We start from the raw sequence: 26,404 nt of genomic DNA, 5'->3' as shown, positions 1-26,404 counted from the left end.
GCTTAAACAAATGAAGATTAGAAATGTATTTTTATCCCTGTTCATTATAGGCCTTTCCTGGTCGTGTTCCAATGATGATAATGGGGAGGTTCATGAACCAATGGGCGATTACGCAAATGGAATATTGGTTTCCAATGAAGGGCCCTTTAGTAATGGCACAGGAACGGTCTCATTCATTTCAGAAGATCTATCGGTTGTGAATAACGGTATTTTTAAATCGACGAATGATGAAGATCTTGGAAATGTTGTACAATCGATAGGATTTTCTGGGGAGGAGGCTTTTATAGTAGCCAATGTCTCCAACAATATAAATGTAGTAAATAGATATACTTTTGAAAAAATAGCGAGCATTACCGAAGGGTTGAACAATCCTAGGTATTTTATTGAAGCTAACGGTAAGGGGTATGTTACCAACTGGGGTGATACTGCAGATGATACCGATGATTATGTTGCTATTATCAATCTTCAAAATTATACAGTGGAAGGTATCATATCTGTAGTTTTGGGGCCTGAGGCCATTTTATCCAAGGGCGATATGGTTTATGTGGCCCATCAAGGCGCTTGGGGACAAAATAATAAAGTTTCTGTAATTAATACTACTTCCAATGAGGTGGTAAAAACGCTTACAGTAGGGGATGTGCCCAATTCCATGCAATTGGATGCCTCTGGGAATTTGTGGGTGCTGGCTTCAGGTAAACCGGCGTACACGGAGGATGAAACTGCTGGGGTTTTGTCAAAGATCAATACTAGCACCAATGAGGTGGATACGAATTTCGACTTTGAAATCACAGAGCATCCAGGAAAATTAAATCTAGATGGTAGCACCTTGTACTATTATTTGGGAGGTAGCGTATATAAACATAATTTGTCAGGAACTAGTTTGGACAGGGAAAGCGCTTTGGATGATGTCAGTTTTTATACAATGGTCGTGAACAATGGAAGGTTGTATGGAACCGATGCAGGAGATTATGCCAGTAACGGTACTATTGCGGTTTATGATTTAAGTACTGAGTTGGCTTTAGAAACTTTCACCGTGGGTATTATTCCTGGCGGAATTTACTTTAATTAGGTAAATGGATTTCTATAGGGGATAATCAATCCAATGTATTTACTCGATTATCGAGATTTAAATCTGCTTACCGCAGGCAGATGCTCCGACGCTTGCCCGACCGTTCCGTTGAGCCAGGCCTGTCCCGAAGTAGTTTACTAAAGATTGAGACTTTTAAAAACAAAAACCCTTCTTTTACAGGGCAAAGACCAAGTAGAAGAGGGGTTCTTGTTTTTAGGTGGTATTGTTAGTGGATATGCCTGACTTATTGAAAAGAAATATCTATGGGTTTGTCCAAATACATATTATCCTTTAAAACTGTGAACATTTTTGAATTGGATACTTCCTGCACCGGCATTTTTACGCTAAAGTCCCTTTTAGCGCTTACTCCCGTAATTTCTTGGATAGCCCTTGCTAGAAGAGGCTCGTTGATATCCCCTAAAACTCCCAGATCCGCAAGGTCTTCCGCTAAAACAACATCGGGGGCCAATCCTGAGGTGTAATCCGAAAAACCGTCGGAATTTTCGTTTCTGCCCATAAGCGGCTGCATGGCCCACCTATTGCTCGGATTTATCTTATTTTCCCTATCGGCCCTATAGATATAGTCATTATCTATGTCATCTACCATGGTCACTGAAAATTCGTTCTTTCCCCTAGTAGTTTCCCCTATGTGAAAAACATTGACATAGGGTGCAAGTCCGTTCATGACCAATTCACTGGCCGATGCGGAGCTTCCTGTGGCAAGAACATATACTTTACTAAGGTTAAGGCTGTTCAAGGCTGTTCCTTCATCTGTTTTGTTGGCAAAATAATCCTCCAACTGTTCTTTTTTTAAGAGGGATTGTATTTTATCGTTCCATCGTTGTCTAATAAATAATTCACTGGTATTGCCGCCGTAGACCATGCTGGCCAATAATCTGGAACTGTTGACCGAACCTCCAGGGTTATATCGCAGATCAAGTACCAATTCCGTTGCACCGGCGGTTTTAAACTGCCCGAAGGCAGTATTTAGTTGTTCGTTGTAGCCGCTTGTAAACCCGTTGTACATTAGGTAGGCAATTTTGGTTCCGTTGACGTCTAGGGTCTTTGCAACCAATATTGGGTTTTCCTGTAATCCCGCAGCCTTGGTCAATGTTACTTCATTAGTGTTGTCGGTAACCACTGTGCCGGAAATATCGGCCATACCAAGGGTATAGGTATCAAAATTTCCATAGAGTAGGCTAATATAATTGGCATCGGTAAGTTGTACACCGTTTACGCGAGTAAAAATATCCCCTCTGGCAATATCTTTGGTAGCGGCATCCGAGTTTGGAATTATATACCGAACATATCCAAATAGATCGGTACTGCCCTCATTTCGTGCCAAGCCAAATTCCAGACCGTTGCTTTTAGTTACACCCGCCAAGGCATTTACAAGGGTTTCGTAATCGTCCTCCACGAAACTGAATCTATCAATTGCAGAACTAGTACCAACTATTTGGGAGTGCTTGTAACAGGTTTGATAGAAGAACTCCTCGGGATCCGTAAATTGTTCAAGATAGGCTACATAATCCTCATTGGCGATAAATCTGTCGTCCCCTAAATTAGGGGCATCCGACTGCCAAAAATACCATTGGTTAAGACCTTGCCACATAAAATTCTGCACCGCGGTCTCCTTTGGGTAGGTGAAAGCATCATCGTCATTGTCCGAACAGGAAAAAATTATGGTAACCAAAAGAAGGCCTAGGATTTTTTTCATGATTTTATCTCAATTTTTTAAGCGTCGTACATTATTTTGATTAGCCCAATATAAATTTTAGGCTTTGCCGACACCTTTTATTGAAAGGAACGGCTATTGTTCTTTTTTCAATGTTAGGGGTTTTCTAATATCCATAAACATATTATCCCTAATCTTCGTGAACATTTTGGAACTACTTACCAAATTAACTGGTATATCCACTGTAAAATCCATTTTTGCAGTAGTCCCTGTAATTTCTGCAATGGCCTTGGCCAGCAGGGGTTCGTTCATGTTGCCAAGGATCCCTAAATTGGAAATATCCTCCGCCAAAGGAATGTCGGGTGTCAATCCATCCGTATAATCGGAAAAGCCATTGGCATTTTCATTTCTCCCTATCAAGGGTTGTATGGCCCATTGATTATCCGGATTAATTTTGTCTTCCCTTTCAGGATAGTAGACATTTCCATTTTCAAAATCGTCTACAAAGGTAACCGAAAATTCGTTCTTTCCGGTCGTTGTTGTCCCGATATGGATTACTTCTATGTAAGGTTCCAGGCCATTCATAACTAATTCGCTTGCTGACGCACTACTCCTTGTAGCTATGATATAAACCTTGCTTAGGCCTAACGTATTTATAGGTGTATTGTTGTCTGTTGTATCGGCAAAATACTCAATAAGGTCACCGTCCTTAAATTCCGTTTGTAGCTTTTGGTTATACCGTGCTTTTAGAAAGACGCTATTGGTAAAAGTACCATAAACCATACTCGATAATAATCGGGCCGAATTAACCGATCCACCCGGATTGTACCTTAGATCCAGTACCAGATCTGTAACGCCGGCCGACTTGAATTCGCCGAATGCATCGTTCAACTGTTCGTCAAATTCATTGGTAAAGCCATTGTACATTAAATAACCTATCTTTTTTCCGCCCGTTTCCAGTACATCGCTAATAAATATAGGGTTCTCCGTTAAGTTGGCTTCTTTTGTCAAAGTAACTTCACGGTCTGTGTTAGTTATGGTGTTAATGGAGATTTCCGCCATATTCAAGGTGTAGGTATCGCTTTCGCCAAATAACAGGTCTATGTAATTATTCAAATTAAGGGTAGTGCCGTTAACACCGGTAAAAATATCCCCTCTTTGAATCTCCTTTGTAGAGGCATTGGAATTTGGGATTACATAACGCACGTATCCATAGACATCATCACTGTCGGCAAATAGACTCAGGCCAAATTCAAGACCATTGCTCTTTGAAATTCCTGCAAAAGATTGTGTAAGCTCCTTATAGTCATCCGAATAGAAACTGAACCGATCTTCAGAATAAAGCAATTTGTCATCAAAAAATTTTCCTGGATCCTGCTCGGATTCCAAAAAGGAAATATATTCTTCTTCAGACGCAAAGCGGGAATCTCCAAGATCTGTAACATCAGTTTGCCAAAAATAATAGGTATTCATGGTCTGCCACATAAAATTCTGCACCGTTACATCTATTTCAGGTTCAGGTATTACTTCTTCCAGTGCCTCTGTTACAGGGGTGTCATCATTCTTGCTACAATTGGAAAGAAACAAACTCAATCCTAAAAAAACTAATAAATACTTCTTCATAATTTCTATAATAATTGCCAAAACATAAGCAGTAGTGGCGTACAAATATCATTCCAATAAAAAATATGAATCAGTTTTGGGGAACGACTTTATTTATATACGGTAATATGGTCTATTTGGTTTCCGTTGGGCTAATTTACTTACATTGTAAAGAATTGGAAACTAATTGTAACAAAATTCGATGTATGTCGTCTTCCCATTGTAAGCCCATTATTGCGGATTATAAAACAACTAAACCAAAATGCAACAAACTGAGTTTTTAAATGTGGTTTTACCGTTTAAGGATAAACTTTACAGACTGGCAAAACGTTTATTGGTCTCTAAAGAAGAAGCTGAAGATGCCACACAAGAAATCTTGATGAAGCTATGGTCCAAGAATAAAATGATGGATGGGTATAATAATGTAGAGGCTTATGCCATGATGATGACTAAGAATTTTTGCTTGGACCGACTTAAGTCCAAACAAGCTGGAAACCTGAAATTGGTTCATAGCAATTATAAGGATGAAAATGTTTCCTTACAGAATCAGCTAGAGGTTAAAGACAGTCTAAGTTGGATAGAAAGAATCATGGAGGAATTACCTGAACAGCAAAAAATGGTCTTACAATTAAGGGATGTGGAACAATATGAATTTGAAGAAATAGCAGAACTATTGGATATGAGTGCTACAGCGGTTAGGGTAGCTTTATCCAGAGCAAGAAAAACAGTGAGGGAAAAATTAGTTCAAAAGCACAATTATGGAATTAAGTAATATAGAAAAATTATTGGAAAGGTATTTTGAAGCAACTGCTACAGTTGCCGAAGAAGAAATGTTGAGGGAATATTTTACAAAGGAAGATGTTCCTTTACACTTAAAAGGATATGCCCCAATGTTTCAGTATTTTTCCGTAGCCAAAGAAGAAAGGTTTACCAGACAGGTTCCACTAAAACCTAGAAAAAGAAGTTATGTAAAGTGGATTTCCGTTGCAGCAGTAAGCATTTTGGTATTTGGTATATATTTTGGAAGAAGCTATCAAGAACAAAAAGAAGCGGAATACGCCTATCAGGAAACCAAAAAGGCATTAAGTCTACTGGCGACCAATCTTGGTAAGGGAACCGAGAAAGTAGCTTATTTAAAAGAATTTGAAGAAACAAAACAAAAAATTTACAACAGAAATTAAATCAAATAGGATGAAGAAGAATATCATAATAGTATTAGTAGCCGTGTTGCCTTTAATGGGATTTTCACAATCTATGTTCGATAAATTTGAAGATTTGGACAATGTAAGTGCCGTAGTGGTCAACGAAAGCATGTTTAAATTATTGAGCAAGATAAATGTTGAGGTCGATGACCAAGAGGCGCAGGATTTTATGGATATCGCCCAAAACCTGAAAAATTTAAAGGTTTTTATTACCGAGGATAAAAAGATTTCCGCGGACATGCAGATTACCATGGAGAAGTATTTGAAATCTTCATCATTACAGGAACTTATGCGGGTCAAGGATAAGGATGCCAACGTAAAGTTCTACATCAAGAGCGGGAAGGACGAAGACCATGTAAGCGAATTGCTCATGTTTGTTACTGGTATTAAAAATGGGAACGTGGAAATCAATGATAGGAAATTTGAAACGGTATTGCTATCGCTGACCGGAGATATTGATCTAAATAAGATTGGATCTCTTACCCAAAAGATGAATCTGCCATCCGAGTTAAATAAGGCGGGTAAGAACAAGTAATAGTAGACTTGGGTAGTGGCACAATACAAGTACCATTACCCAAGTTGTTCCAAACTTAATAACAATGGAAATGAAAACGAGAGTTGAAAAATTGGTCTGTGCATTGTTGTTGATCATTGCAACGTCTGCATGTTCATCAACACAAAGTCTACAGGAATATTATGTGGACAATGCCAATAACCCTAATTTTTTATCGGTTGATCTCCCTGTAAGCTTGTTGAATATGGAGAAGGCCGATTTAACAGAAGACCAAAGGGAAGCGCTTGGGTCTTTAAAAAAGCTGAATATACTGGCCTTTAAAATAACTAAGGATAATTTATCCGAGTTTCAAAAAGAAAAGGCGCTCATAAATTCCATTCTTAAAAATGGTAAATTCACAGAACTGATGAAAATGAACACCAGTTTCGGCAAAGCTTCTGTGCGATATTTGGGGGATGATGAAGCCATTGATGAAGTAGTCATTTATGGTGATAGTGATGATAAGGGTTTTATGCTGGTCCGAGTTTTGGGCAAAAATATGAGCCCTGCCAAATTGGTCCAGTTTATGAAGGCGGTTGAAAAATCCGATTATAAGGGAGAAGGCTTAGGTGAAATCGGTAATTTTTTGAAGGGGTAAATAAAAGACGATGTAATAACAGAATGAGAATAAAGTTAATAAGCTCTGTTTTGTCAACCGGCAATTCAGGGCTTTTTTTGTGGGCTGTTATATTTGGGTGGGCAACCTTAAAATAGGGTTAATGGCATTTCGTAAATATTTATCACTAAGATTATCAGGCTATTACGGATTCAATTTCTATATTAGTACTTCCAAAAACACTAACTATATTACATCATGGAAAAAGCAGAAGAATGGATTAATTACGGAATAGGATTGGCAATGGAATTTGGTCCAAAGGTGCTAACGGCATTACTCATTTTTTTTATTGGGTTATGGGTTATAAAAAGGATCATAGGAGGTGCAAGAAAGGTGATGTCCAACAGTAAATACGATGAATCTCTTCAGCGTTTTTTACTCAGTATGGTATCATGGATCTTAAAAATATTTTTGATCCTGGTGGTCATTGGGCAGCTAGGGATAAATATAACCACCTTTGCCGCTGTTATCGCAGCCGCTGGTTTGGCAGTTGGCCTAGCACTTCAGGGCTCATTGTCCAACTTCGCAGGCGGGGTTTTGATTATGATTTTTAAGCCTTACAAAATTGGGGATTTAATAGAGGCACAGGGGGTGTTGGGAGCGGTAAAGGAAATTGAAATTTTCACTACGAAACTTATTACACCTCAAAATAAGCTGGCCATTGTACCCAATGGAGCTATGGCCAATGGCAATATTATTAATTATACCGCTGAGGGCAGAATGAGGGTGGATACCACTATTGGTATAGGCTATGGGGAGGATATTAAGAAAGCCAAGGAAGTGCTTTTAGCTGTCTTGGAAACTAACCCAAAGGTATTAAAGGATCCTGCACCATCGGTTAATGTATCGGAGTTGGCGGATAGCTCGGTAAATTTTGCAGTACGTCCGTATTGTTTACCGGAAGATTATTGGTCCGTATATTTTGAGACATTGGAAAATTGCAAACTGGCACTGGATAAGGCAGGAATCGAGATACCATATCCACATCAGGTAGAAATTCAAAAGAAAGGATAACCCTTAAAGTTAATATCAATGAAAAAGCAATCTAGAGTATGATTATCGGACTCTAGATTGCTTGTGAAGCATAAAATGTTTAGGTTTTAACTTCTTAAACAGCTTATTTAAATTCCTGTGTAATTACTTGGGGTAATTTGTTTCAATTCGGATTTTATTTCTTCAGTTGTTTCCAAGGTATCGATAAAACTGGAAATAGACTGTTGTGTAATCTTCTCATTGGTCCGTGTTAATCCCTTCAGTGCTTCATACGGATTGGGATAGGCCTCGCGCCTTAAAATGGTTTGGATGGCTTCAGCCACTACAGCCCAATTATTTTCCAGGTCTTGATCAAATTTCTCCCTGTTCAAGAGTAGTTTATTTAATCCTTTTAAAGTGGATTGAAAGGCAATAAGTGTATGGCCAAAAGGCACGCCAACGTTTCTGAGTACAGTGCTATCTGTTAAATCCCTTTGTAACCTAGAAATAGGTAGTTTGGCGGACAAGTGTTCGAAAATAGCATTGGCTATCCCCAAATTCCCTTCAGAATTTTCAAAATCGATTGGGTTTACCTTATGGGGCATGGCAGAAGACCCCACTTCCCCAGCTTTTATTTTTTGCTTAAAATAGTCCATGGAAACATAGGTCCAAAAATCCCTATCCAAATCTATAATAATAGTATTGATCCTTTTTAAGCAATCGAACAATGCGGCCATATGGTCGTAATGCTCTATCTGCGTGGTAGGGAAGGAATGGTGAAGCCCAAGCTTCTCCTGAACAAATTTTTGGCCAAATTCCCTCCAATCAATTTGAGGGTAGGCCACCTTGTGGGCATTATAGTTCCCTGTTGCTCCACCAAATTTGGCTGCACTTGGAATGTCGTTAAGCAAATTGAACTGCTCTTCCAAACGTACGGTAAATACCTCTATCTCTTTTCCTAAACGGGTTGGAGATGCGGGTTGGCCGTGTGTTCTTGCCAACATAGGCACAGCTTCCCATTCCTTTACCAAAGTGGTTAGCCTGTTCAATACCTCCAAATACTGGGGTACGTAAACCTCGTTCATGGCATCTTTTATGGAAAGGGGAATGGCGGTGTTGTTTATGTCTTGAGAGGTAAGTCCAAAATGGATAAATTCCTTATGGGCCTCCAAACCTAATTTGTCGAATTCCTTTTTTATAAAATATTCAACAGCCTTGACATCATGGTTCGTTACCTTTTCAATTTCCTTAATAGCCAAAGCGTCCTCCGAGTCAAAGTCAAGATAAACTTTCCTCAAATCATTGAATTTTGAAGTGTCAAAATTTGAAAGCTGAGGTAATGGAATTTCGCAAAGTGCTATAAAATATTCAATTTCTACGCGCACCCTATATTTTATAAGCGCCTCTTCTGAGAAATAGGAAGCAAGGGAATCTACTTTATTTCTGTATCTACCATCTATTGGGGATATGGCGTTTAATTTGTTTAATGACATCCTGTGCTGTTTGATTGTTTTTGGAAAAGCGCAAAGATAGCTATAAGTTAAAGAGTTTAAAAGTTAAGCGGAAGAATGTTCTATTATTTATGCATAGGCCGTAGATTACTTTAATTTGGCCAAGGTCATTCGCGCCCTGGCCTTATAAGCCGCACTACCATTTTGATAGTTCTGTTCCAATATCATTCGCAATTCCGGATGAATCCAGTCGAACTTCCTGCCCAATAAGAGTAGGCTGGTCATAGAATATGCCTGGGCCGCCACTTTATGGTTACCTATTAGCCAATCGAAACAAGCAGAGGTTATACTTTCCAAGTGTTCATCATTCAGTGCGTCAAGGGTTTCCTGGTCTTTCAATTGGAAGTAGGACTTCATTAAGATCTCACATATTTTAGCAATAGGTCTTACCGCAGGATCCAAATGCACCGAACCAATATTACGGACAAAATTGTCAATATTCGGAAACAGGTAGCCCAGATTTTCTTTGGCAGTAAATTCCAAAACCCAACATGCTTTGCAGGAAACGGGGTCATCTACTTGAAAAGCAATTTCCATTAGGGGTATAATATGGGAAGGAGCGTTTAAGATAAGGTTGGACATTTCCCTTCTTTTGGTCCTGGAATGATCAACGTAGTTAAGGGCGATATAGAGTTCTGGGTAGGTCACAAATACACCTGAAAATTAATTTTTTATCGGATTGTAATCTTAGTATTGTTTTATGCAGCTGATGGTATTTTATGAAATAAATATAAAAAGAACTTAAAACATTCGGCTAATAGGGCAAAGTATTTTAGGCTTGTATACCTCTGGACGGCCAAATTTAAGATTCCCTTCCAATTAAATCCGAAACCAATTGGGGTACCCCGCTTACGGCACTAGCTTGTATTATGGTGAGTCCGTTAAAATCGGTTTTACTTATATTAGGCCTGGGGTCTAAAAAATAAATCGGCGTATCCCTTGGCACATAGTGTATTAGACTGGCCGCTGGATAAACTTGCATTGAGGTGCCAATTATAATTAAAATATGGGCTGTTTGTGTAATATTGGCCGCTTTTTCCAATAAGGGTACTTCCTCTCCAAACCACACAATATGGGGGCGCAATTGTTTTCCATCTTCAGAAAGGTCGCCTATTTTAATGTCGGTTTTCCAGTCAATTATTTTGTTGGGATTATGACTGCACCTAGCCTTTAATAACTCCCCGTGCAAATGAATCACCTGGGAGCTGCCTGCCCGTTCGTGCAGGTCATCCACATTTTGGGTAATTATGCTGACATCAAAATGGTCCTCCAAGCGCACCAAAGCTTTATGGGCCAAATTGGGGGAGACCTTGAACAATTGTCTTCTTCTCTCGTTGTAAAAATTGAGCACCAAATTGGGATTCTTCTGAAAACCTTGAGGAGTAGCAACTTCCGTGACATCATGACCTTCCCATAAACCATCCGCATCCCGAAAAGTGTTAATTCCACTTTCCGCACTTACGCCTGCACCTGTTAGAACTACTATTTTTTTCATTGTGGTAGAATATGGTAATATTTGTAAAATTAAACGATTTCTTTTTTAATACCTTAGGATTATGGTAGATCACGAGTTGCTTCATTATTTGGAAGGTTTTATAACCCCGGAGCGCAAAGCCCGTTTTTTGGATGTTTTGGAAGAACGGACAAATTACATCACCGTGGCTATAGAAGATGTTTATCAAATGCATAATACCAGTGCAGTGGTAAGAAGCTGCGATGTATTTGGGGTGCAGCAAGCCCATCTCATTGAGAGCAAGTTCGGTAAGCGATTGGACAAGGATATTGCTATGGGCGCGCAGCAATGGGTCGATCTAAAAAGATATAACAGCACTACGGACTGTTTAAGCACCTTAAGGGGACAAGGGTATAAAATTGTTGCCACAACTCCACATGAAAACAAGAGTTCCTTAAATGATTTTGAGTTTGATGGTAAGACGGCATTGTTTTTTGGAACAGAGCGGGACGGGTTGAGCAAGGAAGTATTGGAAAAGGCAGATTCTTTTCTGAAAATATCTATGGTTGGATTTACCGAAAGTTTGAACATTTCTGTTTCAGCAGCAATAATTTTGCATACCCTAACAAGTCGGTTGCGAAAAGAGAATATAAATTGGAGGTTGACCGAGGAAGAGAAACTGGAAAAAAGATTGGACTGGACCAAGAAATCCGTACGTAGTTTGAATGATGTTTTGGCCAGATTTCACGGAACAAAATGATATTTTTAGTATATTTAGTACTCTGCTAACCACTAAATAAAAAGTCATGACAATAGTACTTTATATAGTTATTGGGATTATAATATTGATTGCCGTACTGGCCCTATTAGCTCCCAAGAGTTATGATGTTTCACGATCCACTGAAATTTCCAAACCAAAGGCTGAAGTCTTTGAAAACATAAAATATCTAAAGAAGCAGCAGGAGTGGTCTCCATGGGCCAAGAAAGACCCCAATATGGAAAAAAAATTCACTGGTGTCGATGGCGAAGTGGGAGCCATAAGTTATTGGAACGGCAACAAGGATGTGGGAGAGGGTGAACAGGAAATAACAAAAATAATTGAAGGTAAAAGGGTTGAGGGTGAACTTCGTTTCATGAAACCTTTTAGGTCTACTTCCGATTGTTATTTGGATCTAGTGGAATTGAGTAATGGAAAAACTAAGGTAACCTGGGGTTTTAAGGGTGAGAACAAGTTTCCAATGTCCATCATGATGTTATTTATGAACATGGATAAAGCAGTTGGCAAGGATTTTGAAGAAGGGCTGCAAAGCTTAAAATCTATTTTAGAGAAGTAATAGGAATATGGAAAGCAATATGGTGGGCTGGTTCGAAATTCCGGTAAATGATATGGAGCGGGCTAAAAAATTCTATGAAGAGGTCTTTAATGTTGCTATATCCATTCATGAATTGGATGGGTTAATAATGGGTTGGTTTCCGTCTGCACCTGGTAAATCTGGTGCTATGGGGTCGCTGGTGCAGCACAGTATGTACATTCCAAGTGACACCAAGGGGCCAGTACTGTATTTTTCATGTAAAGATTTGAGCAGCGAGTTGGACAGGGTAGAAGGTGCTGGGGGAGCTATTTTGCAACCAAAGAAGGAAATAGGCGAAGGCCATGGGTTTATGGCTTTGATAAAAGATACCGAAGGCAACAGAATAGCGTTGCATTCCCAAAAGTAGAAATTAGAGATAGAAAATACTTGCTTCTGCCCTAGCTCCGAAGCGTATTGGGTAAATGGTAGTCCCTATTCCTTTGGAAACGTACATTTGTGAAATTTCATTGTTGTACCAACCTTTAACATAACTTCCACTTCCATACGGTGTAAAAAAAGGCCTTCCAAAAAATGTTACTTGACCTCCATGGGTATGCCCGGAAAGAATAAGTTTAGGTTTAATTTCTTGTTCTACGCTTACAAGGTCTATTTGCTCTCTATAAGCAGGACAATGATTAAGAACGACTGTTGGTAACGATTTGTCTATATCTTCTGTGGACTTTTTAAAATCAGGATGTCCATGCACCAAGTCGTCCAAGCCGATAATGTTAATTTCACGGTTTTTGGTTTTGAATAGATAGGCTTCGTTGATAAGTAGAATGCCATTATGATGCCCGTAAATGTCCTTTAGTTTTTGCAACTCAACTCTGCCAGAAGATTCTTTATTGCCCAAAATGGCAATTTTGGGAATATTGACATTAATTAAGCCTAGAAAATCATGTAAAACCGGTAAGTGTTTGTTTCGCTCTATAGAATCCCCTGTGAAAAAAATGACATCGGGCAGCTCCTCGTTAATTCGGTCCGCAATAGATCTGTGAACCGATTTTATACTGTGCAAATGCAGATCGGTTAGGTGAATGGCCTTAATTTTATTGGATTCCTTTTCAGAAATATCATGTTCTGTCCACTCTACAAAATAGGTCTCCAACCAGAAAGAATCAAGTACTACAAAACTAATGGAGCCCAAAATAAGTTTTAGGATAAATTGTCTTCTGTTGAACTTCATTTAACGTCTGTTGGAATCATTTTTTAACACTACAAGGGAAGTGCACGAAATTAGGAAACATATTTAGAAATTATCTTGTAAAAAAGTTAAATTGACTTATTTAAAGACCCAATGTAATAGGTTCAATTGCACCTACGGGTTAGTTCTTGGCCAATTCCAGCAATGCAATATCAAAGTCATTTTTTAGGAAAACTTGGCCGTTTTCTACGGTAACCACGGTGTCTGAAAAAGCCTCGTGTAATTTAGTTCCATCTCCGAAAAAGCCTTTTACCCAAAGGAATTTTTTGCCCTTGGGAAGTTCTAAGCCAACAACGACCTTGTCCTTAAATTCCCCATTTGAATAGGATCTGCTAAAAACATACGGATTTTTGGAGAGCCTTTTGTGTCTACCAGCCCCTATTGCGGGATGATTGCTTCTAAACTTCCCCAGTTTTTGCCAATAACCCAATACCTGCCTATTCATTGGAATACTATCCAATTCTCCCCAGTTCATAAAAGATCTCAGGGTTGCATCACCTTGGGCGCCCTCAATGGTCAAATTCCGTAAAGACTCGTCCCCATAGTAAATTTGCGAGGCTCCCGGAGTTAGCAATAATACATTTGCTGAGCGATATGGGTTTTTTCTTTCCTTGTCATAAGGCTTGCTATCATCGTGTGAAGTAAGGTAGTTGAGTACACTTCTTCCTTCCAATTCGGTATACAGCAGGTTGCTGTACTTACTGAATATAGCTTCGTAATCCATGTTGGCATCATCCTTTAATTCAAAATTGATAAGACTGTGAAACCCGTTATCGAAATAATCCACTTTTTTATCCCCAAAATCATATTCACGACCACTGGAAATTCCATATCCATATACCTCTCCTACCATATAAAAGGGATTGTCGTCCAAGACCTCTGTAGGATGCTTCCTTTTCCAGGTGCTAAAAGCATGGGAAGCTTCGCTGTATAATTCCTTCCAGGTTTTTTCATCCACATGTTTTGCTGTATCAACCCTAAAACCGTCTATTCCCAAATCGTTTACATAGTCGGTGAGCCACTTAATAATATAGAATCGGGGTGCCCTAGGGTATTCGGTGCGATCAAAAAAAACTTGCAGTTCGTCCAGTTCGCTGCTTAATCGCCCTTCTTCCTTCCATTTTGCCAACAGGGCATCTGGAAGTTCTACAGCAACATCTGATGCTGTAACAATATCTGGTAAGTTTTTCACCAATGTGCAATTGGTTGTATTCTCATAATTGGTGAATTCACAAATTGGACCTGTATGCACCCATTCTTCTGGCCAAACTGGGTCTATGTCGGTTACGGGGCCAGTGTGGTTCAGCACTATATCCATCAATATTCTGATGCCATTTTCATGTGCAGTTTTAACAAGTATTTCCAAATCTTTTTTTGAACCAAAATTGGGGTCCAGTGCTGTCCAATCCTTGGTCCAATAACCATGATATCCATAAGTACTTCCCGTTCCTTCATCTACATTATCATGGATTTGCTCAACTATAGGGCTAAACCAAATGGCATTGACACCCAAATCCGTGAAATAGCCTTCATTTATTTTTTGGGTTATTCCTTGGATATCGCCTCCTATAAAACCCCTTAGCACAGCTGTTTCCTTGGTTCTATTTAGGGTAAGGTCGTTTAAGGTGTCACCGTTGAAAAAACGATCGGTGAGCAGAAAGTAAATATTGGCGGCATCCCAGAAAAAAGGCGCTTTCAATTCGCTTTTGTGGGACAGTTCCAAAGTGGTAACGGCTTCCTTTACTACTTCATTTTTATTCTCTTTGCAGGATAAAAAAAATATCAAAAGCACGGCAAGAAGAAGTCGCTTTTTCATTAGCTTCAATTTTCCTTAAAGCTATAAAATGATGATGGTAAAAGAAAATTTATTTTAACCCAAAACCCCAATGAAGCCTTGAATGAAAATATTGATTTAATAGGCACAGGGAGCATTGCCAATAGTGAATATAGTCAGGGTTACTTTTTCCTGTTTAAGACCTTATATTCTTCGTAGCAGCTACTAATGGCATCCAATATTTGAAGATCATTGGCCGTGGTAATAAAGGATTTGGAGTAATTGCAATTATTAAGAATATCCTCAATATCTACCTTTTCCAATTGCAGTAACTCGGTTAAAGTTTCCCTATCAAATTTCGAGGCCAAAAGATCCCTAATTTGATCGTCTTCCTTCATTTGTCTTAGTTTGCGCATTTGGTTGGGTTTTTTGCCGAATAAATTCCGCAACAAATCCGCTGGATTAAGTATGGCACCCAATACCTTGGTAACTGCGCTGGGATTCTTATTCCCAGCTTCATAACCAACGGACAATCCAGAAATACTATATTGGAATGCATTGTTCAGGGGCAGGTTCTTCACATCTATTTCCAAATAGCCCGTTAGGGAGTAGGGCCTAACGATTACTTCTTCCAACGCATATGCCAATTCCGTAAGGGAAATTTTTGTCCCCTTAAATTTGAACATATCGTTGGTAACCCTCACTTTTTGCGATTTAAACCCTAAAAATGTAATGTACAGGGTATCGTTGACCTTTGCTGGAATATTGAACTCTCCTTTTTCATTGGTAATAGTACCCACTACTTGGTTTAAGTTCACCACATGAACACTTTCCATCGGTTGGTCTGTTTGGGCATTTTGGACAACAGCTTTCAATTGTTTCACCTCTTCTTCATTATTGTCTTCCTGGGAGTATCCAAAAGAGACAATTAAAAGGAATAGGGGTAGGAAATAATTTTTCATTAAATAAATTCGATGATTATAATTGGTAAACTAACTAAAAAAATACGCCGAAGCGTATTTTTTTAATATACAATTAACTAAAAGAAATCACTTTTTCTTTTAGATCTTCTTTTTCCTGAGCTACTTGTGGAGTTTCCTTTGGACGAGCTTCTATCTCTTCTACGCCCTTTATTTCTGTCGCTGTCCCTGGAATCCCGGCCTCCGCCACTTCTACTTCTGTCCCGTCTTCCTCGGCCACCGCCCCCTCCGGGGTTTTTAGATACTTCAACATTGACAAATCTGCCGTCTACCTTGAATTCAGTGAAGGTTTTTAATATTGCTTCAGTTGCGGCTGCGTCTGTATTAAAGAAAGAAAAACTGTCCTTTACATCAACCTTAAAAATATCGTCCTTGCCTAAATTAACGGTGTCCCTTAGGAAATCCTTTAAAGACATCCAGTCATAACCATCCTTTTCTCCTACATTGATAAAATATCTTACGTTTCCGTCAGCTGGGATACGGCTATCACCATCCCTGGACCTTCCTCTTTCTGAACGATCACCCGAATCGGAGGTGTTTAGATCTTTTGTTTTGTTGTAGTAATTAAAGAAACGCGTAAATTCTACCGACACTATTTTTTTGATAAGTTCTTCGCGGTCAATACCTTGAAGCACATCATTTATAGCAGGCAAGTAGTTGTCCACTTCCTTGTTAATCTTGGTGTCCTTTATTTTGTTGGCCAAATGGTAGAGCTGTATTTCACATATTTCCATTCCTGTCGGAATTTTTTTGGAAATAAAATCTTGTTGAATTTTATTTTCGATGGCCTTGATTTTCCTAAGCTCACTTCTCGTAACGATCACCATGGAGATTCCTGATTTACCAGCTCTTCCTGTTCGTCCGCTACGGTGGGTATAGGTCTCTATTTCATCCGGTAGTTGGTAATTGATAACATGAGTAATATCATCAACATCAATACCTCGTGCAGCTACATCCGTAGCAACCAACATTTGTATTTGTTTTTTTCGGAACGAGTTCATTACCAAATCCCTCTGGTTCTGACTTAAATCCCCGTGCAATGCACCTGCATTATAACCGTCTTCGATCAATTTTTCGGCTACCTTTTGAGTGTCCCTTTTAGTTCTGCAGAAAATCACCGAGAATATGTCTGGATTGGTATCGGCAAGTCTTTTAAGGGCGGGGTAACGATCACGGCCACCCACCACATAGTATTCGTGTTGTACCGTAGTTGCTCCAGAATTCTTTGTCCCTACCGTTATCTCTTTGGGACTGTGCATAAATTTCTTGGCAATCACAGATACCTCCTTTGGCATGGTGGCTGAGAAGAGCCAGGTAGATTTATCCTGTGGAGTGTTCGAAAGAATATCCTTAATATCCTCAAAAAAGCCCATATTCAGCATTTCGTCTGCCTCGTCCAAAATACAGTAATCAATTTTGGAAATATCTACCAAACCACGGCCTATCATGTCTTTCATTCTACCGGGGGTAGCTACCACTATTTGTGCCCCCCTTTTTATTTGTCTGGCCTGATCGGTAATACTTGCACCTCCATAAATAGCTACAACATTAACCCCTTTTTCATACTTGGAGTATAGCTGAAGTTCATTGGTGATCTGCAAGCAAAGCTCGCGGGTAGGGGATAGGATCAACCCCTGTGTGGTTCTACTATCGCTATGTATTTTTTGAATTAATGGGAATCCAAATGCTGCGGTTTTACCTGTTCCCGTTTGGGCCAAGGCCACTAAATCGGTTTCACTTTCCAATAAGATTGGAATGGCTTTTTCCTGTACTTCTGAAGGTGATTCAAACCCCAAATCAGAAATAGCATTTAATAGGGACTGCTTTAGCCCCAATGCTTCAAATTTTGTCATAATATGTTATAAATAATCGCAAATATGTATGTTGCATAGAGCGATTATTCTTTATAACCTATTTAGACTCAGCGCAACACATGCTATACCAGCGGCGTTAATTGAAGCGGCAAAGGTACTGCTAATTTTTTAATTAAAATATTTTATTTTGAAGGCGGTTTTTAGGGAGCCAAGATAAAACCGTATACGGAAATTAGAATTCCTATGGTGCCAAAAACCAACATAAGTACAATAAAATTTTTCTGTAATTTTTTATTATCCCTAATTATAATGCAAACTGCACCTAGGACGATACATATTTGAAACAATAACTTTCCCAAGTCGAATTTATGGGTCGCAGTTTCGTAATTTTGAGTAAGTTCTTCCCACTGGTTTATTCCCACAATTTTTCCCATTTCCCCATCAAGGTCTTGTGCCCAATGTTGTCTTGGAACATTGGATGAACCAACCAGAATTTCAGTTTTTTCCGCTTCGTATTTCAGGACCATGCTTTTGGTCTGGGCTATTTTGGTAGTAATGTTCTTATTTTTATCGTCCGGTATAATTCCCGTTTCCAATAAGGCATTCAAATAATCAAGTTCACTTTCTTTTAGGCTTTGTTTTATACTTTTGGATTGGTACCAATTGGAGTAGTTTACAAATTGGCTGTGGGCAATCATCATCTGTTCTTCCAGATTGTTGTTTACAAGTTCTGCAATGGCCAGTAAGGCGGCAAATGCAGCTATTAATATTCCTCCGATAGTTTCCGTGCGCTGAATCATTTTTGGGGCTGTTCCGGTTAGAGGTATTTCTTCGGACTTATTTGTTGGCATGGGGTTGGTTTTTGAAAAATGCAAGTAATTGTTGTATTGCTTTGGCCCTGTGGCTTATTTTGTTTTTTTCGGAAATAGGCAATTCGGCAAAAGTTTTATCATAGCCGTTGGGCTTAAAAATAGGGTCGTATCCAAAACCTTTTCCACCTTTTTTTTGAGGGGTTATTTCTCCATGAACAATTCCTTTGAAAAGGAATTGTTCATGGTTAAGATTTAAGGCGATAACAGTTTTGAAATGCGCCGATCTGTTAGTTTTATTTTTTAATTGGAGCAATAATTTGTCCATATTGTCATCGGCGTTTTTTTGTTCGCCCGCATATCGTGCAGAATATACCCCTGGCGCCCCATCCAAACCATCCACTAAAAGCCCTGTATCGTCGGCAAAACAGGGGTAACCGTAATTTTCTGTAACAAAATTGGCTTTAATGGTTGCGTTGCCCTCCAAATCGTTTGCGGTTTCTGGAATTTCATCCATGCAGCCAATGTCCTTCAAAGACAGTAGTTCTATTTCCTTGGGAAATAGGATTTGTACTTCTTTTAGTTTGTTGGGATTGTGTGTGGCAAATACCAATTGCATTATAGGTAAATTTAGAGTTCTTTATATTCGGGTTAGATAATCTTACGGGGCAAATTGATTTTAAATGTCTAAAAGTAGTAATTTTATTTCCTTATCATTTTATTTTCTATGAAGTTAAAAATCCCACCTCTTGTTATCGCCTTTGTTTTTGGGCTATTTATGTATCTTTTAGCCACCTATTTGCCAGTAGGTTATTTTGATTTTTTTGGAAGAAATTACCTAATGTATGCACTTTTTTTTCTTGCATTTTTAATTGGGGTTGTTGCATTGGTTCAATTTTTTGGTTCCAAAACCAGTATTGATCCCCGTAGCCCCTCAAAAGTATCCAAATTGGTTACTGGGGGGCTATATCAATATTCAAGGAATCCTATGTATTTAGCATTGTTGTTGCTTCTTTTGAGCTGGGGACTGTATCTGGGGAACGCCTTTAATACATTATTGGCAGCTGGATTTGTCTATTATATGAATACCTTTCAGATCATACCCGAGGAGGAGACATTGACGAATAAATTCGGAAAGGAGTATCAAAAGTATTGTGTGATGGTTCGTCGTTGGTTTTAGTGATGGTTTTATAAGTTATTTAACTTATAAGCTAAATTATTAGTATTTTAGCTTATATTTTTATATATTAGCATTTTAACTTATATATGGTAGCTATAATAACTGGAGATATAATTAATTCCGACCAATATGCAGCCTCGGAATGGATGGATGTTCTAAAGCCATATCTTGGTCAACAGGGGGAAACACCCAATGATTGGGAGATTTATAGGGGTGATGAATTTCAAATAAGAACAACCCCGGAAAGAGCCTTGTCGATGGCAATCCAAATTAAGGCCCTCATTAAATCCATTAAAAATTTGGATGTAAGAATGGGGATAGGACTGGGGTCCGAAACGTTTGTTGGCAGTAGTGTAAGTCAGTCCAATGGAAAGGCCTACCAGCGTTCCGGAAGGATTTTTGAAACCTTAAAGGAGCAAAAGCTCAATTTGGCCATTGTCACTGGCGATGATGATAAGGATAACACTTTTAACCTCATGTTGAAACTTGCTTTGCATTTTATGGACGATTGGTCTACCGTTTCAGCGCAAATGGTGAGTTTAGCCCTGACAAAACCAAATGCTTCCCAACAGGAGGTTGCTGATCAATTAAAGATTAGACAGTCAGCAGTAAGTCAGAGATTAAAGCGGGCTAGGATGGATTTGGTATTGGATTTATTAGCGTATTATGATGAAAATCTAAAGCATATTAAAGCATGATATTGTTTACTAAACTCTTGTTGGCCCACCTATTGGGCGATTTTTTGTTTCAACCCACTAAATGGGTGGTGCATAAAGAGGCAAATAAAATTGCGTCCAAATACCTATATCTTCATATCTTGGTTCATGCAATAATCACCATGTTGCTAGTGTGGGATTTAAAATTATGGGGCTGGGTGGCGGTAATTGCCATATCACATTATTTCATAGACCTTTCAAAAATATATGCCAACCCCTATTTTAAGAATAAATCCATTCCTTTTTTTATAGACCAGGTATTACATATTGTTGTTCTCTATTGCTGTGCATTTAATTCTGATTTGATTGGGCATACCTTGGGTATTTTAAAGGAGATGAATTGGCCGTTGATAACCGCAATTGTCTTTGTGAGTTATCCGTCTTCCATTATTATGGCTAAAATATTGGAAGGTATGTCGGACAAGATAGAATTAGATCATAAATCCCTTCCCAATGCTGGAAAATATATAGGAATTATAGAGCGTTTGTTTGTACTTGTCTTTATAATTGTAGGTAGGTGGGAGGCAATTGGTTTGTTAATTACCGCCAAATCTGTTTTTAGGTTCAATGACCTTAAGGAAAGCAATTCAAGAAAGCTCACAGAATATATATTGATCGGCACCCTATTGAGTTTTGGATTGGCTATCATAACCGGATTGGTTTATCTCGGGGTTCGCTGAGGTCAGATTTGTCCAAATAAACGACATTGCTAGGTCTAATCCGTCCCAAATCCGATAAACTTCATTAATGCTAATGGTTGGATTTCAAAATTGGCCCCTAGGATTGTGTACGGGCCAATTTTGTCAATTTCTCAATTTTAATGGTTTAAAAAAGTCATTTTCTTACATATATTGACGAAAATCAGGTATCGATTACTTTTCTTAGCAATAATAGGGAGTTGGATAAAATTAATTCTTACTTTTGCCCCTTAAAATTCAGATTCAATGGTTGCGGCAGGCAGAAAATATGTGTTTGATTTTGATAGTACCCTGACTAGGGTAGAGGCACTGGATGTTTTAGCGGAAATTACGCTAGATGGTAGGTCAGATAAGGAGGATATTATTCGGGAAATTCAGAAAATTACCAATTTGGGCATTGATGGGGATATTTCCTTTACCCAATCCCTGGAAAAAAGAATTAATTTATTAAATGCCCACAAGGATGATTTGCAGAATTTGGTGGAATTACTTCGCCAAAAGATCTCCAAATCGATAGAATCCAATAAGGAATTTTTCCAGAATTATTCCGATGATATTTATGTAATTTCCTGTGGTTTTAAAGAGTTTATAGATCCCATAGTTGCCGAATACAACATTCCTGCAGATAGGGTGTATGCAAATACATTTCGATTTGACGAAAACGGAAAAATTATTGGGTTTGACGAGGATAACGTATTGGCCTCGCACAACGGAAAAATTGCCTGTTTAAAAAACTTGGACCTTCAAGGGGAGGTACAGGTAATAGGAGACGGTTACAGTGACTATGTAATGCGCGAAGCTGGTATTGCGGATAAATTTTTTGCCTATACCGAGAATGTGCATAGAGAAAAGGCTGCGAGAAACGCAGACTATATTACACCTAATTTAGATGAATTTTTATTTGTGAACAAGTTGCCAAGAAAGATATCCTACCCAAAGAATAGAATTAAGATTTTATTGTTGGAAAATGTCCATCAAAATGCCTTCGATACCCTTTCCGAGGAAGGGTTTTCCGTAGAGTTGCTAAAACATAGTTTAACGGAAGAAGAGCTTATCGAGAAAATAAAAGGAGTACATGTTTTAGGTATTCGATCCAAAACCCAGGTCACCAAAAATGTATTGGCGGCGGCGGACAAACTTATGGTGGTCGGTGCTTTTTGTATAGGCACTACCCAAATAGACTTGGGTGCCTGCAAGAAAAAAGGGGTAGTTGTTTTTAATGCCCCATATAGCAATACAAGGTCAGTTGTAGAACTGGCCATTGGTGAGATCATCATGTTGATGAGAAGTATCTTTCCACGTAGTACTGAAATCCATGCTGGTCAATGGAACAAAACGGCTGCCAACTCCAAAGAGGTGCGTGGCAAAAATATCGGAATTGTTGGATATGGCAATATTGGAAAACAATTGTCGGTATTGGCCGAAGCATTAGGTATGCGCGTTTACTATTACGACGTGGGAGATCAATTGGCTTTGGGCAATGCAACCAAATGCAGTACTTTGGAGGATTTGTTAAATGTTTCCGATGTAGTAACCCTGCATATAGACGATAATAAGGCCAATAAGAATTTTATAGGGGAAAGGGAGATTAACCAAATGAAAGATGGTGCCCTGTTCGTAAATCTTTCCAGAGGTTTTGTGGTGGATATAGAAGCTTTGGCCAAGGCCCTGAAAAGTGGAAAAATTGCCGGTGCGGCCATAGATGTTTTTCCAGAGGAGCCTAGAAGTAATGGCGAATTCTTTACGGAACTTAAAGGCTTGGAGAATGTTATTCTAACGCCACATATAGGAGGAAGTACCGAGGAAGCACAACGCGATATAGCGGATTTTGTCCCCAACAAAATAATGGACTATATCAATTCCGGGAATACGGTAGATGCGGTAAACTTTCCAAACATTAGACTGCCCAAACAGAATAATGCACATCGTTTTTTGCACATACACAAGAATGTTCCTGGAGTTATGGCAAAGATCAATGAAGTTTTGGCCCGTTATGATATGAATATTTCCGGTCAGTATCTCTCTACGGATAATGAGGTAGGATATGTTATTTCCGACTTGGATAAGGAATATAACAAGGACGTATTAAAAGACCTTAAAAAAATAGATAATACTATTAAATTTAGGGTTCTATATTAGAATGAAAAGGTAAACGTAAATTTAAGACTGCCTGAAATTTATTTTTAGGCAGTTTTTTTATGGCCTATAGGCAAGGCTTCAATATAAGGGAATTTCTAGGGCTTTTATTTTTACACTTTTTTTATTGATGATGGTATGGTTCGTTCCTTAGAATGGTAAATGCTCTGTAGAGCTGCTCTACCATAAACAATCGGACCATTTGGTGCGAAAAGGTCATTTTAGATAAACTGATCTTGCCTTGGCTTTCTTGGTATACCGCATCACTAAATCCGTAAGGGCCGCCAATGACAAATACGAGTTGCTTTAGGCCGGAGTTCATGTTTTTTTGGAGGTATTCCGAGAATTCCACGGAAGTTTTCTGTTTTCCGTTTTCATCCAACAGGACAAGTAAATCTGTACTGTTCAGTTTGTTTAAAATAGCCCCCCCCTCTTTTTCCTTTTGTTGTTTTTCGGAAAGGTTTTTGGTATTCTTGATATCGGGAATTATTTCCAGCTCAAATTTAATATAGTGTTTTAGCCTATTCTGATATTCCTCAATTAATTGGCTCAATTGAGTGCTATCTGTTTTTCCCAGTACTAATAGTTTTATAGTCATAGGGCAAATGTAATGTGCAAATTTTAAACTCCAAAAAGAAGCAGATATGGGTAAAGCGTTAATTTTATCAATATCTCGAGTTTTATTTTGTGGCAGTTTGTTTCAAGTTCACGAACAGGCCTACTGTATTTTAAGCTTTTAGGCATGGAATGAATTAACTGAGGAGGAATTGCACAAACAATTTAGTAAATTAGCAAGGAAAAATTATTGCATGATATCAGAAGAACAATTTAAGACAGAGCTCGATTTAATAATAAAGAATGCGATACGCGAAGATGTGGGCGATGGGGACCATAGTTCACTCGCATGTATTCCGGATTCAGCTACGGGCAAGGCTAAACTATTGGTCAAGGATAAAGGCATCATTGCCGGGGTTGATTTCGCAAAACAGGTCTTTAAATACGTTGATAAGGACTTGGAGGTAGAAGTACTTATCAATGACGGCAGCGATGTAAAATTTGGGGATATCGTGTTTTATGTTTCCGGAAGTTCCCAAAGTATTTTAAAGGCAGAGAGGTTGGTACTTAATGGTATGCAAAGAATGAGTGCCATTGCCTCCAAGACCAATTATTTTGTTAAACTTTTGCAGGGTACCGAGACCAAAATTTTGGATACCCGCAAGACTACCCCGGGAATAAGGGCACTGGAAAAATGGGCGGTAAAGATTGGTGGAGGTGAAAATCATAGATTTGCCCTCTATGATATGGTTATGTTAAAGGACAACCATATTGATTTTGCAGGCGGTATTACCAAGGCAATAGAAAAGACACAGAAGTATCTCGATGACAAAAAATTGGATTTAAGGATAATAGTAGAGGCTAGGAACCTAAAGGAAGTGGAGATTATCTTGGAATCTGACGGCATATATAGAATTTTGCTGGATAACTTTAGTTTTGAGGATACACGGAAAGCGGTAAAAATGATCGGGGATAAATGTTTAACGGAATCATCGGGAGGAATTAATGAGGAAACCATTAGAAAATATGCGGAATGCGGTGTCAATTTCATCTCCTCGGGAGCCTTGACACATTCGATATACAATATGGACCTCAGTCTTAAAGCAGTGTAAATGTCTCTGGAAATTGAAAGAAAACTAGAGAAAATTCCCATTATAAATTCGATTGTGGGTTTAATGAAAAAGGTTAAGTTGCCTGCTTTTAAGGGGCTGTCTTTTTATGACCTTATGGAGATGTATGTTTTGGGGATAGTAAAAGGCGCTTTGTCTACAAGGGCAAGTTCCATATCCTTTAGTTTGTTCTTGGCCTTATTTCCATTGTTGATTTTTTTGGTAACCCTAATCCCGTTCATAATTCCCTATGTTTCTGTGGGAAATTCAAATTTTGATACGGAATTCCTAATTTTTTTGGAATCATTTTTACCTAGTGCAACAGGGGATTATTTTAGTGAAATTTACTTGCAGATCAGTGCGCAGGAAAGGGGGGATGTCCTGTCCTCGGCGATCGCATTTATTACCTCGATTTTTTTGATGGCCAATGGAGTGAACGCAATTTTTGTGGGCTTTGAAAACTCTTACCATGTAAATCTCAATCGCAGTATGTTTAAGCAGTACGTCTATGCCTTGATGGTAGGGTTGATGCTGTCTATCCTCCTTTTATTGGGGGCGGTTATCTTTGTTTATTTTGAGGCATATGTACTTATAGGATTATACGATATAACACATAGGGGAGTGGAATTGGAGGTGGATGAAAGTGAATTCATTTTGGTGCAATGGGGTAAGTTTTTATTTTTAGGTATGTTGGCTTACTTCATAACCGCCATTTTATACTATTTTGGAACCAAAGAGGGAAAGCAGGCCAAATTTTTTTCTGCCGGGGCCCTCATGACCACCCTACTTTTTATTCTAACTTCTTACTTATTTGGGGTATATGTTGAAAAATTTGCCAGATATAACGAATTATATGGCGCTTTAGGAGGTTTGTTGATCTTATTGGTTTTTATTTGGTTAAATTCCAATATATTGCTGTTGGGGTTTGAACTGAATGCCTCATTGAATTCGTTAAGAAAAAACTATGAAAAACATGACAAAAAGGAATAGGTGGATAATTGGGGGTGTTTTTATGCTTTTTTCAATGTCGATTTCGGCACAAAGTATTTTTGGGAAATGGAAAACCATTGATGATAGAACTGGTAATGCCAAAGCCATTATTAGTATTTATGAGGAAGATGGGCTTATGTACGGTCATGTAGTGGAAATCTTGGAAGAGGGTAGGGAAAATGCCGTTTGTGGAAAATGTGACGGAGATAAAAAGGACCAGCCAATAGTGGGTATGAAAATAATTGAGGATGTGGAACACGTTGGAAATGGCGAATGGAAAGGTAAGACCCTCTTTGATCCTGAACAGGCAATGACCTTTAGATGTAAGTTGTGGCTAAATCCGGATAACCCGGATGAACTTAAGGTTAGGGGGTATTTGGCATTTATTTACCGCACCCAAACTTGGATAAGGGTAGAAGGATAGAAGTCTGGGG

28 protein-coding genes are annotated in these 26,404 nt (G+C 38.7%); 16 read left to right on the top strand and 12 right to left on the bottom strand.

Translation table 11 applies throughout. From position 1 onward, the window contains the following. The first annotated feature begins 10 nt into the window (after positions 1-10). Complete coding sequence (locus MWU84_RS09120) at positions 11-1,069, top strand: DUF5074 domain-containing protein (protein WP_246900854.1); 1,059 nt, start codon at positions 11-13, stop codon at positions 1,067-1,069. A gap of 244 nt (positions 1,070-1,313) precedes the next feature. Here MWU84_RS09120 and MWU84_RS09115 read toward each other — a convergent pair whose 3' ends face one another. Both MWU84_RS09115 and MWU84_RS09110 read right to left on the bottom strand, forming a co-directional pair. Further along, the gene (locus MWU84_RS09115) at positions 1,314-2,786 is read right to left on the bottom strand and encodes a S41 family peptidase (RefSeq protein ID WP_246900853.1); all 1,473 of its coding nucleotides are present in this window, start codon (positions 2,784-2,786) and stop codon (positions 1,314-1,316) included. A gap of 93 nt (positions 2,787-2,879) precedes the next feature. Then, a complete protein-coding gene (locus tag MWU84_RS09110; RefSeq protein ID WP_246900852.1) occupies positions 2,880-4,367 on the bottom strand; it encodes a S41 family peptidase in 1,488 nt (495 codons plus the stop codon). Positions 4,368-4,608: 241 nt separating this feature from the next. Between MWU84_RS09110 and MWU84_RS09105 the strand changes: the two genes are divergently transcribed. From MWU84_RS09105 to MWU84_RS09085, 5 genes are all read left to right on the top strand, one after another. Then, positions 4,609-5,118, top strand: a complete 510-nt coding sequence (locus MWU84_RS09105) for an RNA polymerase sigma factor (protein WP_246900850.1) — start codon at positions 4,609-4,611, stop codon at positions 5,116-5,118. Next, positions 5,105-5,527: a hypothetical protein gene (locus MWU84_RS09100; RefSeq protein WP_246900848.1), complete on the top strand. Its 423-nt coding sequence runs from the start codon at positions 5,105-5,107 to the stop codon at positions 5,525-5,527. Before MWU84_RS09105 ends, MWU84_RS09100 begins: the two co-directional genes overlap by 14 nt. A 10-nt stretch (positions 5,528-5,537) precedes the next feature. Next, positions 5,538-6,083 carry a DUF4252 domain-containing protein gene (locus MWU84_RS09095; protein ID WP_246900845.1) on the top strand — a complete coding sequence of 182 codons (546 nt, stop codon included), beginning with the start codon at positions 5,538-5,540 and terminating at the stop codon, positions 6,081-6,083. Positions 6,084-6,153: 70 nt separating this feature from the next. Continuing rightward, positions 6,154-6,699 carry a DUF4252 domain-containing protein gene (locus MWU84_RS09090; RefSeq protein ID WP_246900843.1) on the top strand — a complete coding sequence of 182 codons (546 nt, stop codon included), beginning with the start codon at positions 6,154-6,156 and terminating at the stop codon, positions 6,697-6,699. Positions 6,700-6,915: 216 nt separating this feature from the next. After that, positions 6,916-7,731, top strand: coding sequence for a mechanosensitive ion channel domain-containing protein (locus tag MWU84_RS09085; protein ID WP_246900841.1), 816 nt, complete (start codon positions 6,916-6,918; stop codon positions 7,729-7,731). Positions 7,732-7,838: 107 nt separating this feature from the next. Here the strand turns inward: MWU84_RS09085 and purB are convergent, their stop codons facing one another. The 3 genes from purB to MWU84_RS09070 all read right to left on the bottom strand — a co-directional run bounded on the left by purB (position 7,839) and on the right by MWU84_RS09070 (position 10,695). After that, complete coding sequence (gene purB / locus MWU84_RS09080; protein ID WP_246900838.1) at positions 7,839-9,182, bottom strand: adenylosuccinate lyase; 1,344 nt, start codon at positions 9,180-9,182, stop codon at positions 7,839-7,841. Positions 9,183-9,287: 105 nt separating this feature from the next. Continuing rightward, positions 9,288-9,782, bottom strand: coding sequence for an adenylosuccinate lyase (locus MWU84_RS09075; RefSeq protein ID WP_281502535.1), 495 nt, complete (start codon positions 9,780-9,782; stop codon positions 9,288-9,290). A gap of 220 nt (positions 9,783-10,002) precedes the next feature. Next, the gene (locus MWU84_RS09070; protein ID WP_246900833.1) at positions 10,003-10,695 is read right to left on the bottom strand and encodes an NAD-dependent deacylase; all 693 of its coding nucleotides are present in this window, start codon (positions 10,693-10,695) and stop codon (positions 10,003-10,005) included. Positions 10,696-10,756: 61 nt separating this feature from the next. On the opposite strand from MWU84_RS09070, the gene MWU84_RS09065 reads away from it, so the two are divergent. Genes MWU84_RS09065 through MWU84_RS09055 form a run of 3 tightly spaced genes read left to right on the top strand, consistent with a single transcriptional unit; the run spans position 10,757 to position 12,372 of the window. Then, entirely contained in the window at positions 10,757-11,413 is a 657-nt protein-coding gene (locus MWU84_RS09065; protein ID WP_246900830.1) for an RNA methyltransferase, read from the top strand. Positions 11,414-11,459: 46 nt separating this feature from the next. Continuing rightward, positions 11,460-11,987: an SRPBCC family protein gene (locus tag MWU84_RS09060; RefSeq protein WP_246900827.1), complete on the top strand. Its 528-nt coding sequence runs from the start codon at positions 11,460-11,462 to the stop codon at positions 11,985-11,987. A gap of 7 nt (positions 11,988-11,994) precedes the next feature. After that, positions 11,995-12,372 (top strand): VOC family protein, encoded by a 378-nt coding sequence (locus MWU84_RS09055; RefSeq protein WP_246900824.1) that lies wholly within the window; start codon positions 11,995-11,997, stop codon positions 12,370-12,372. Between the two features lie 3 nt (positions 12,373-12,375). On the opposite strand, the gene MWU84_RS09050 is transcribed toward MWU84_RS09055, so the two are convergent. The 6 genes from MWU84_RS09050 to MWU84_RS09025 form a co-directional block, all read right to left on the bottom strand. After that, complete coding sequence (locus MWU84_RS09050) at positions 12,376-13,191, bottom strand: metallophosphoesterase (protein WP_246900822.1); 816 nt, start codon at positions 13,189-13,191, stop codon at positions 12,376-12,378. 139 nt (positions 13,192-13,330) lie between these two features. Continuing rightward, positions 13,331-15,025, bottom strand: coding sequence for an alpha-amylase family glycosyl hydrolase (locus MWU84_RS09045; RefSeq protein WP_246900819.1), 1,695 nt, complete (start codon positions 15,023-15,025; stop codon positions 13,331-13,333). Positions 15,026-15,165: 140 nt separating this feature from the next. Continuing rightward, positions 15,166-15,945, bottom strand: a complete 780-nt coding sequence (locus MWU84_RS09040) for a carboxypeptidase-like regulatory domain-containing protein (RefSeq protein WP_246900816.1) — start codon at positions 15,943-15,945, stop codon at positions 15,166-15,168. A 77-nt stretch (positions 15,946-16,022) separates the two neighbouring features. After that, on the bottom strand, positions 16,023-17,816 hold the full coding sequence (locus MWU84_RS09035; protein WP_246900814.1) for a DEAD/DEAH box helicase: 1,794 nt from the start codon (positions 17,814-17,816) through the stop codon (positions 16,023-16,025). A gap of 161 nt (positions 17,817-17,977) precedes the next feature. Next, positions 17,978-18,628: a DUF4337 domain-containing protein gene (locus MWU84_RS09030; RefSeq protein ID WP_246900811.1), complete on the bottom strand. Its 651-nt coding sequence runs from the start codon at positions 18,626-18,628 to the stop codon at positions 17,978-17,980. Further along, positions 18,615-19,205 carry a non-canonical purine NTP diphosphatase gene (locus MWU84_RS09025; RefSeq protein ID WP_246900809.1) on the bottom strand — a complete coding sequence of 197 codons (591 nt, stop codon included), beginning with the start codon at positions 19,203-19,205 and terminating at the stop codon, positions 18,615-18,617. The genes MWU84_RS09030 and MWU84_RS09025 overlap by 14 nt, the downstream gene beginning before the upstream one ends. Positions 19,206-19,313: 108 nt before the next feature. On the opposite strand from MWU84_RS09025, the gene MWU84_RS09020 reads away from it, so the two are divergent. From MWU84_RS09020 to serA, 4 genes are all read left to right on the top strand, one after another. Then, the gene (locus MWU84_RS09020) at positions 19,314-19,766 is read left to right on the top strand and encodes an isoprenylcysteine carboxylmethyltransferase family protein (protein WP_246900807.1); all 453 of its coding nucleotides are present in this window, start codon (positions 19,314-19,316) and stop codon (positions 19,764-19,766) included. A gap of 86 nt (positions 19,767-19,852) precedes the next feature. Next, positions 19,853-20,464, top strand: coding sequence for a SatD family protein (locus MWU84_RS09015; protein WP_246900805.1), 612 nt, complete (start codon positions 19,853-19,855; stop codon positions 20,462-20,464). Beyond that, positions 20,461-21,162 (top strand): DUF3307 domain-containing protein, encoded by a 702-nt coding sequence (locus MWU84_RS09010; protein ID WP_246900803.1) that lies wholly within the window; start codon positions 20,461-20,463, stop codon positions 21,160-21,162. The genes MWU84_RS09015 and MWU84_RS09010 overlap by 4 nt, the downstream gene beginning before the upstream one ends. 264 nt (positions 21,163-21,426) lie before the next feature. Then, on the top strand, positions 21,427-23,319 hold the full coding sequence (gene serA / locus MWU84_RS09005) for a phosphoglycerate dehydrogenase (protein ID WP_246900800.1): 1,893 nt from the start codon (positions 21,427-21,429) through the stop codon (positions 23,317-23,319). A gap of 121 nt (positions 23,320-23,440) precedes the next feature. Here the strand turns inward: serA and rlmH are convergent, their stop codons facing one another. Then, positions 23,441-23,914: a 23S rRNA (pseudouridine(1915)-N(3))-methyltransferase RlmH gene (gene rlmH, locus MWU84_RS09000; RefSeq protein ID WP_246900797.1), complete on the bottom strand. Its 474-nt coding sequence runs from the start codon at positions 23,912-23,914 to the stop codon at positions 23,441-23,443. Positions 23,915-24,125: 211 nt separating this feature from the next. Here rlmH and nadC point away from each other — a divergent pair, with 211 nt between their 5' ends. The 3 genes from nadC to MWU84_RS08985 are packed head-to-tail and all read left to right on the top strand — an operon-like array spanning position 24,126 to position 26,394. Further along, entirely contained in the window at positions 24,126-24,983 is an 858-nt protein-coding gene (gene nadC, locus MWU84_RS08995) for a carboxylating nicotinate-nucleotide diphosphorylase (RefSeq protein ID WP_246900795.1), read from the top strand. Beyond that, a complete protein-coding gene (locus MWU84_RS08990) occupies positions 24,984-25,970 on the top strand; it encodes a YihY/virulence factor BrkB family protein (protein ID WP_246900793.1) in 987 nt (328 codons plus the stop codon). Further along, positions 25,945-26,394: a DUF2147 domain-containing protein gene (locus tag MWU84_RS08985; RefSeq protein ID WP_348647859.1), complete on the top strand. Its 450-nt coding sequence runs from the start codon at positions 25,945-25,947 to the stop codon at positions 26,392-26,394. The genes MWU84_RS08990 and MWU84_RS08985 overlap by 26 nt, the downstream gene beginning before the upstream one ends. Positions 26,395-26,404 lie beyond the last annotated feature (10 nt).

It is taken from the genome of Arenibacter sp. F20364 (assembly GCF_023015905.1).
Classification (GTDB): Bacteria; Bacteroidota; Bacteroidia; order Flavobacteriales; family Flavobacteriaceae; genus Arenibacter.
Note: the sequence above shows the minus strand (reverse complement) of the source record. Positions and strands in the feature narration are given on the sequence as shown.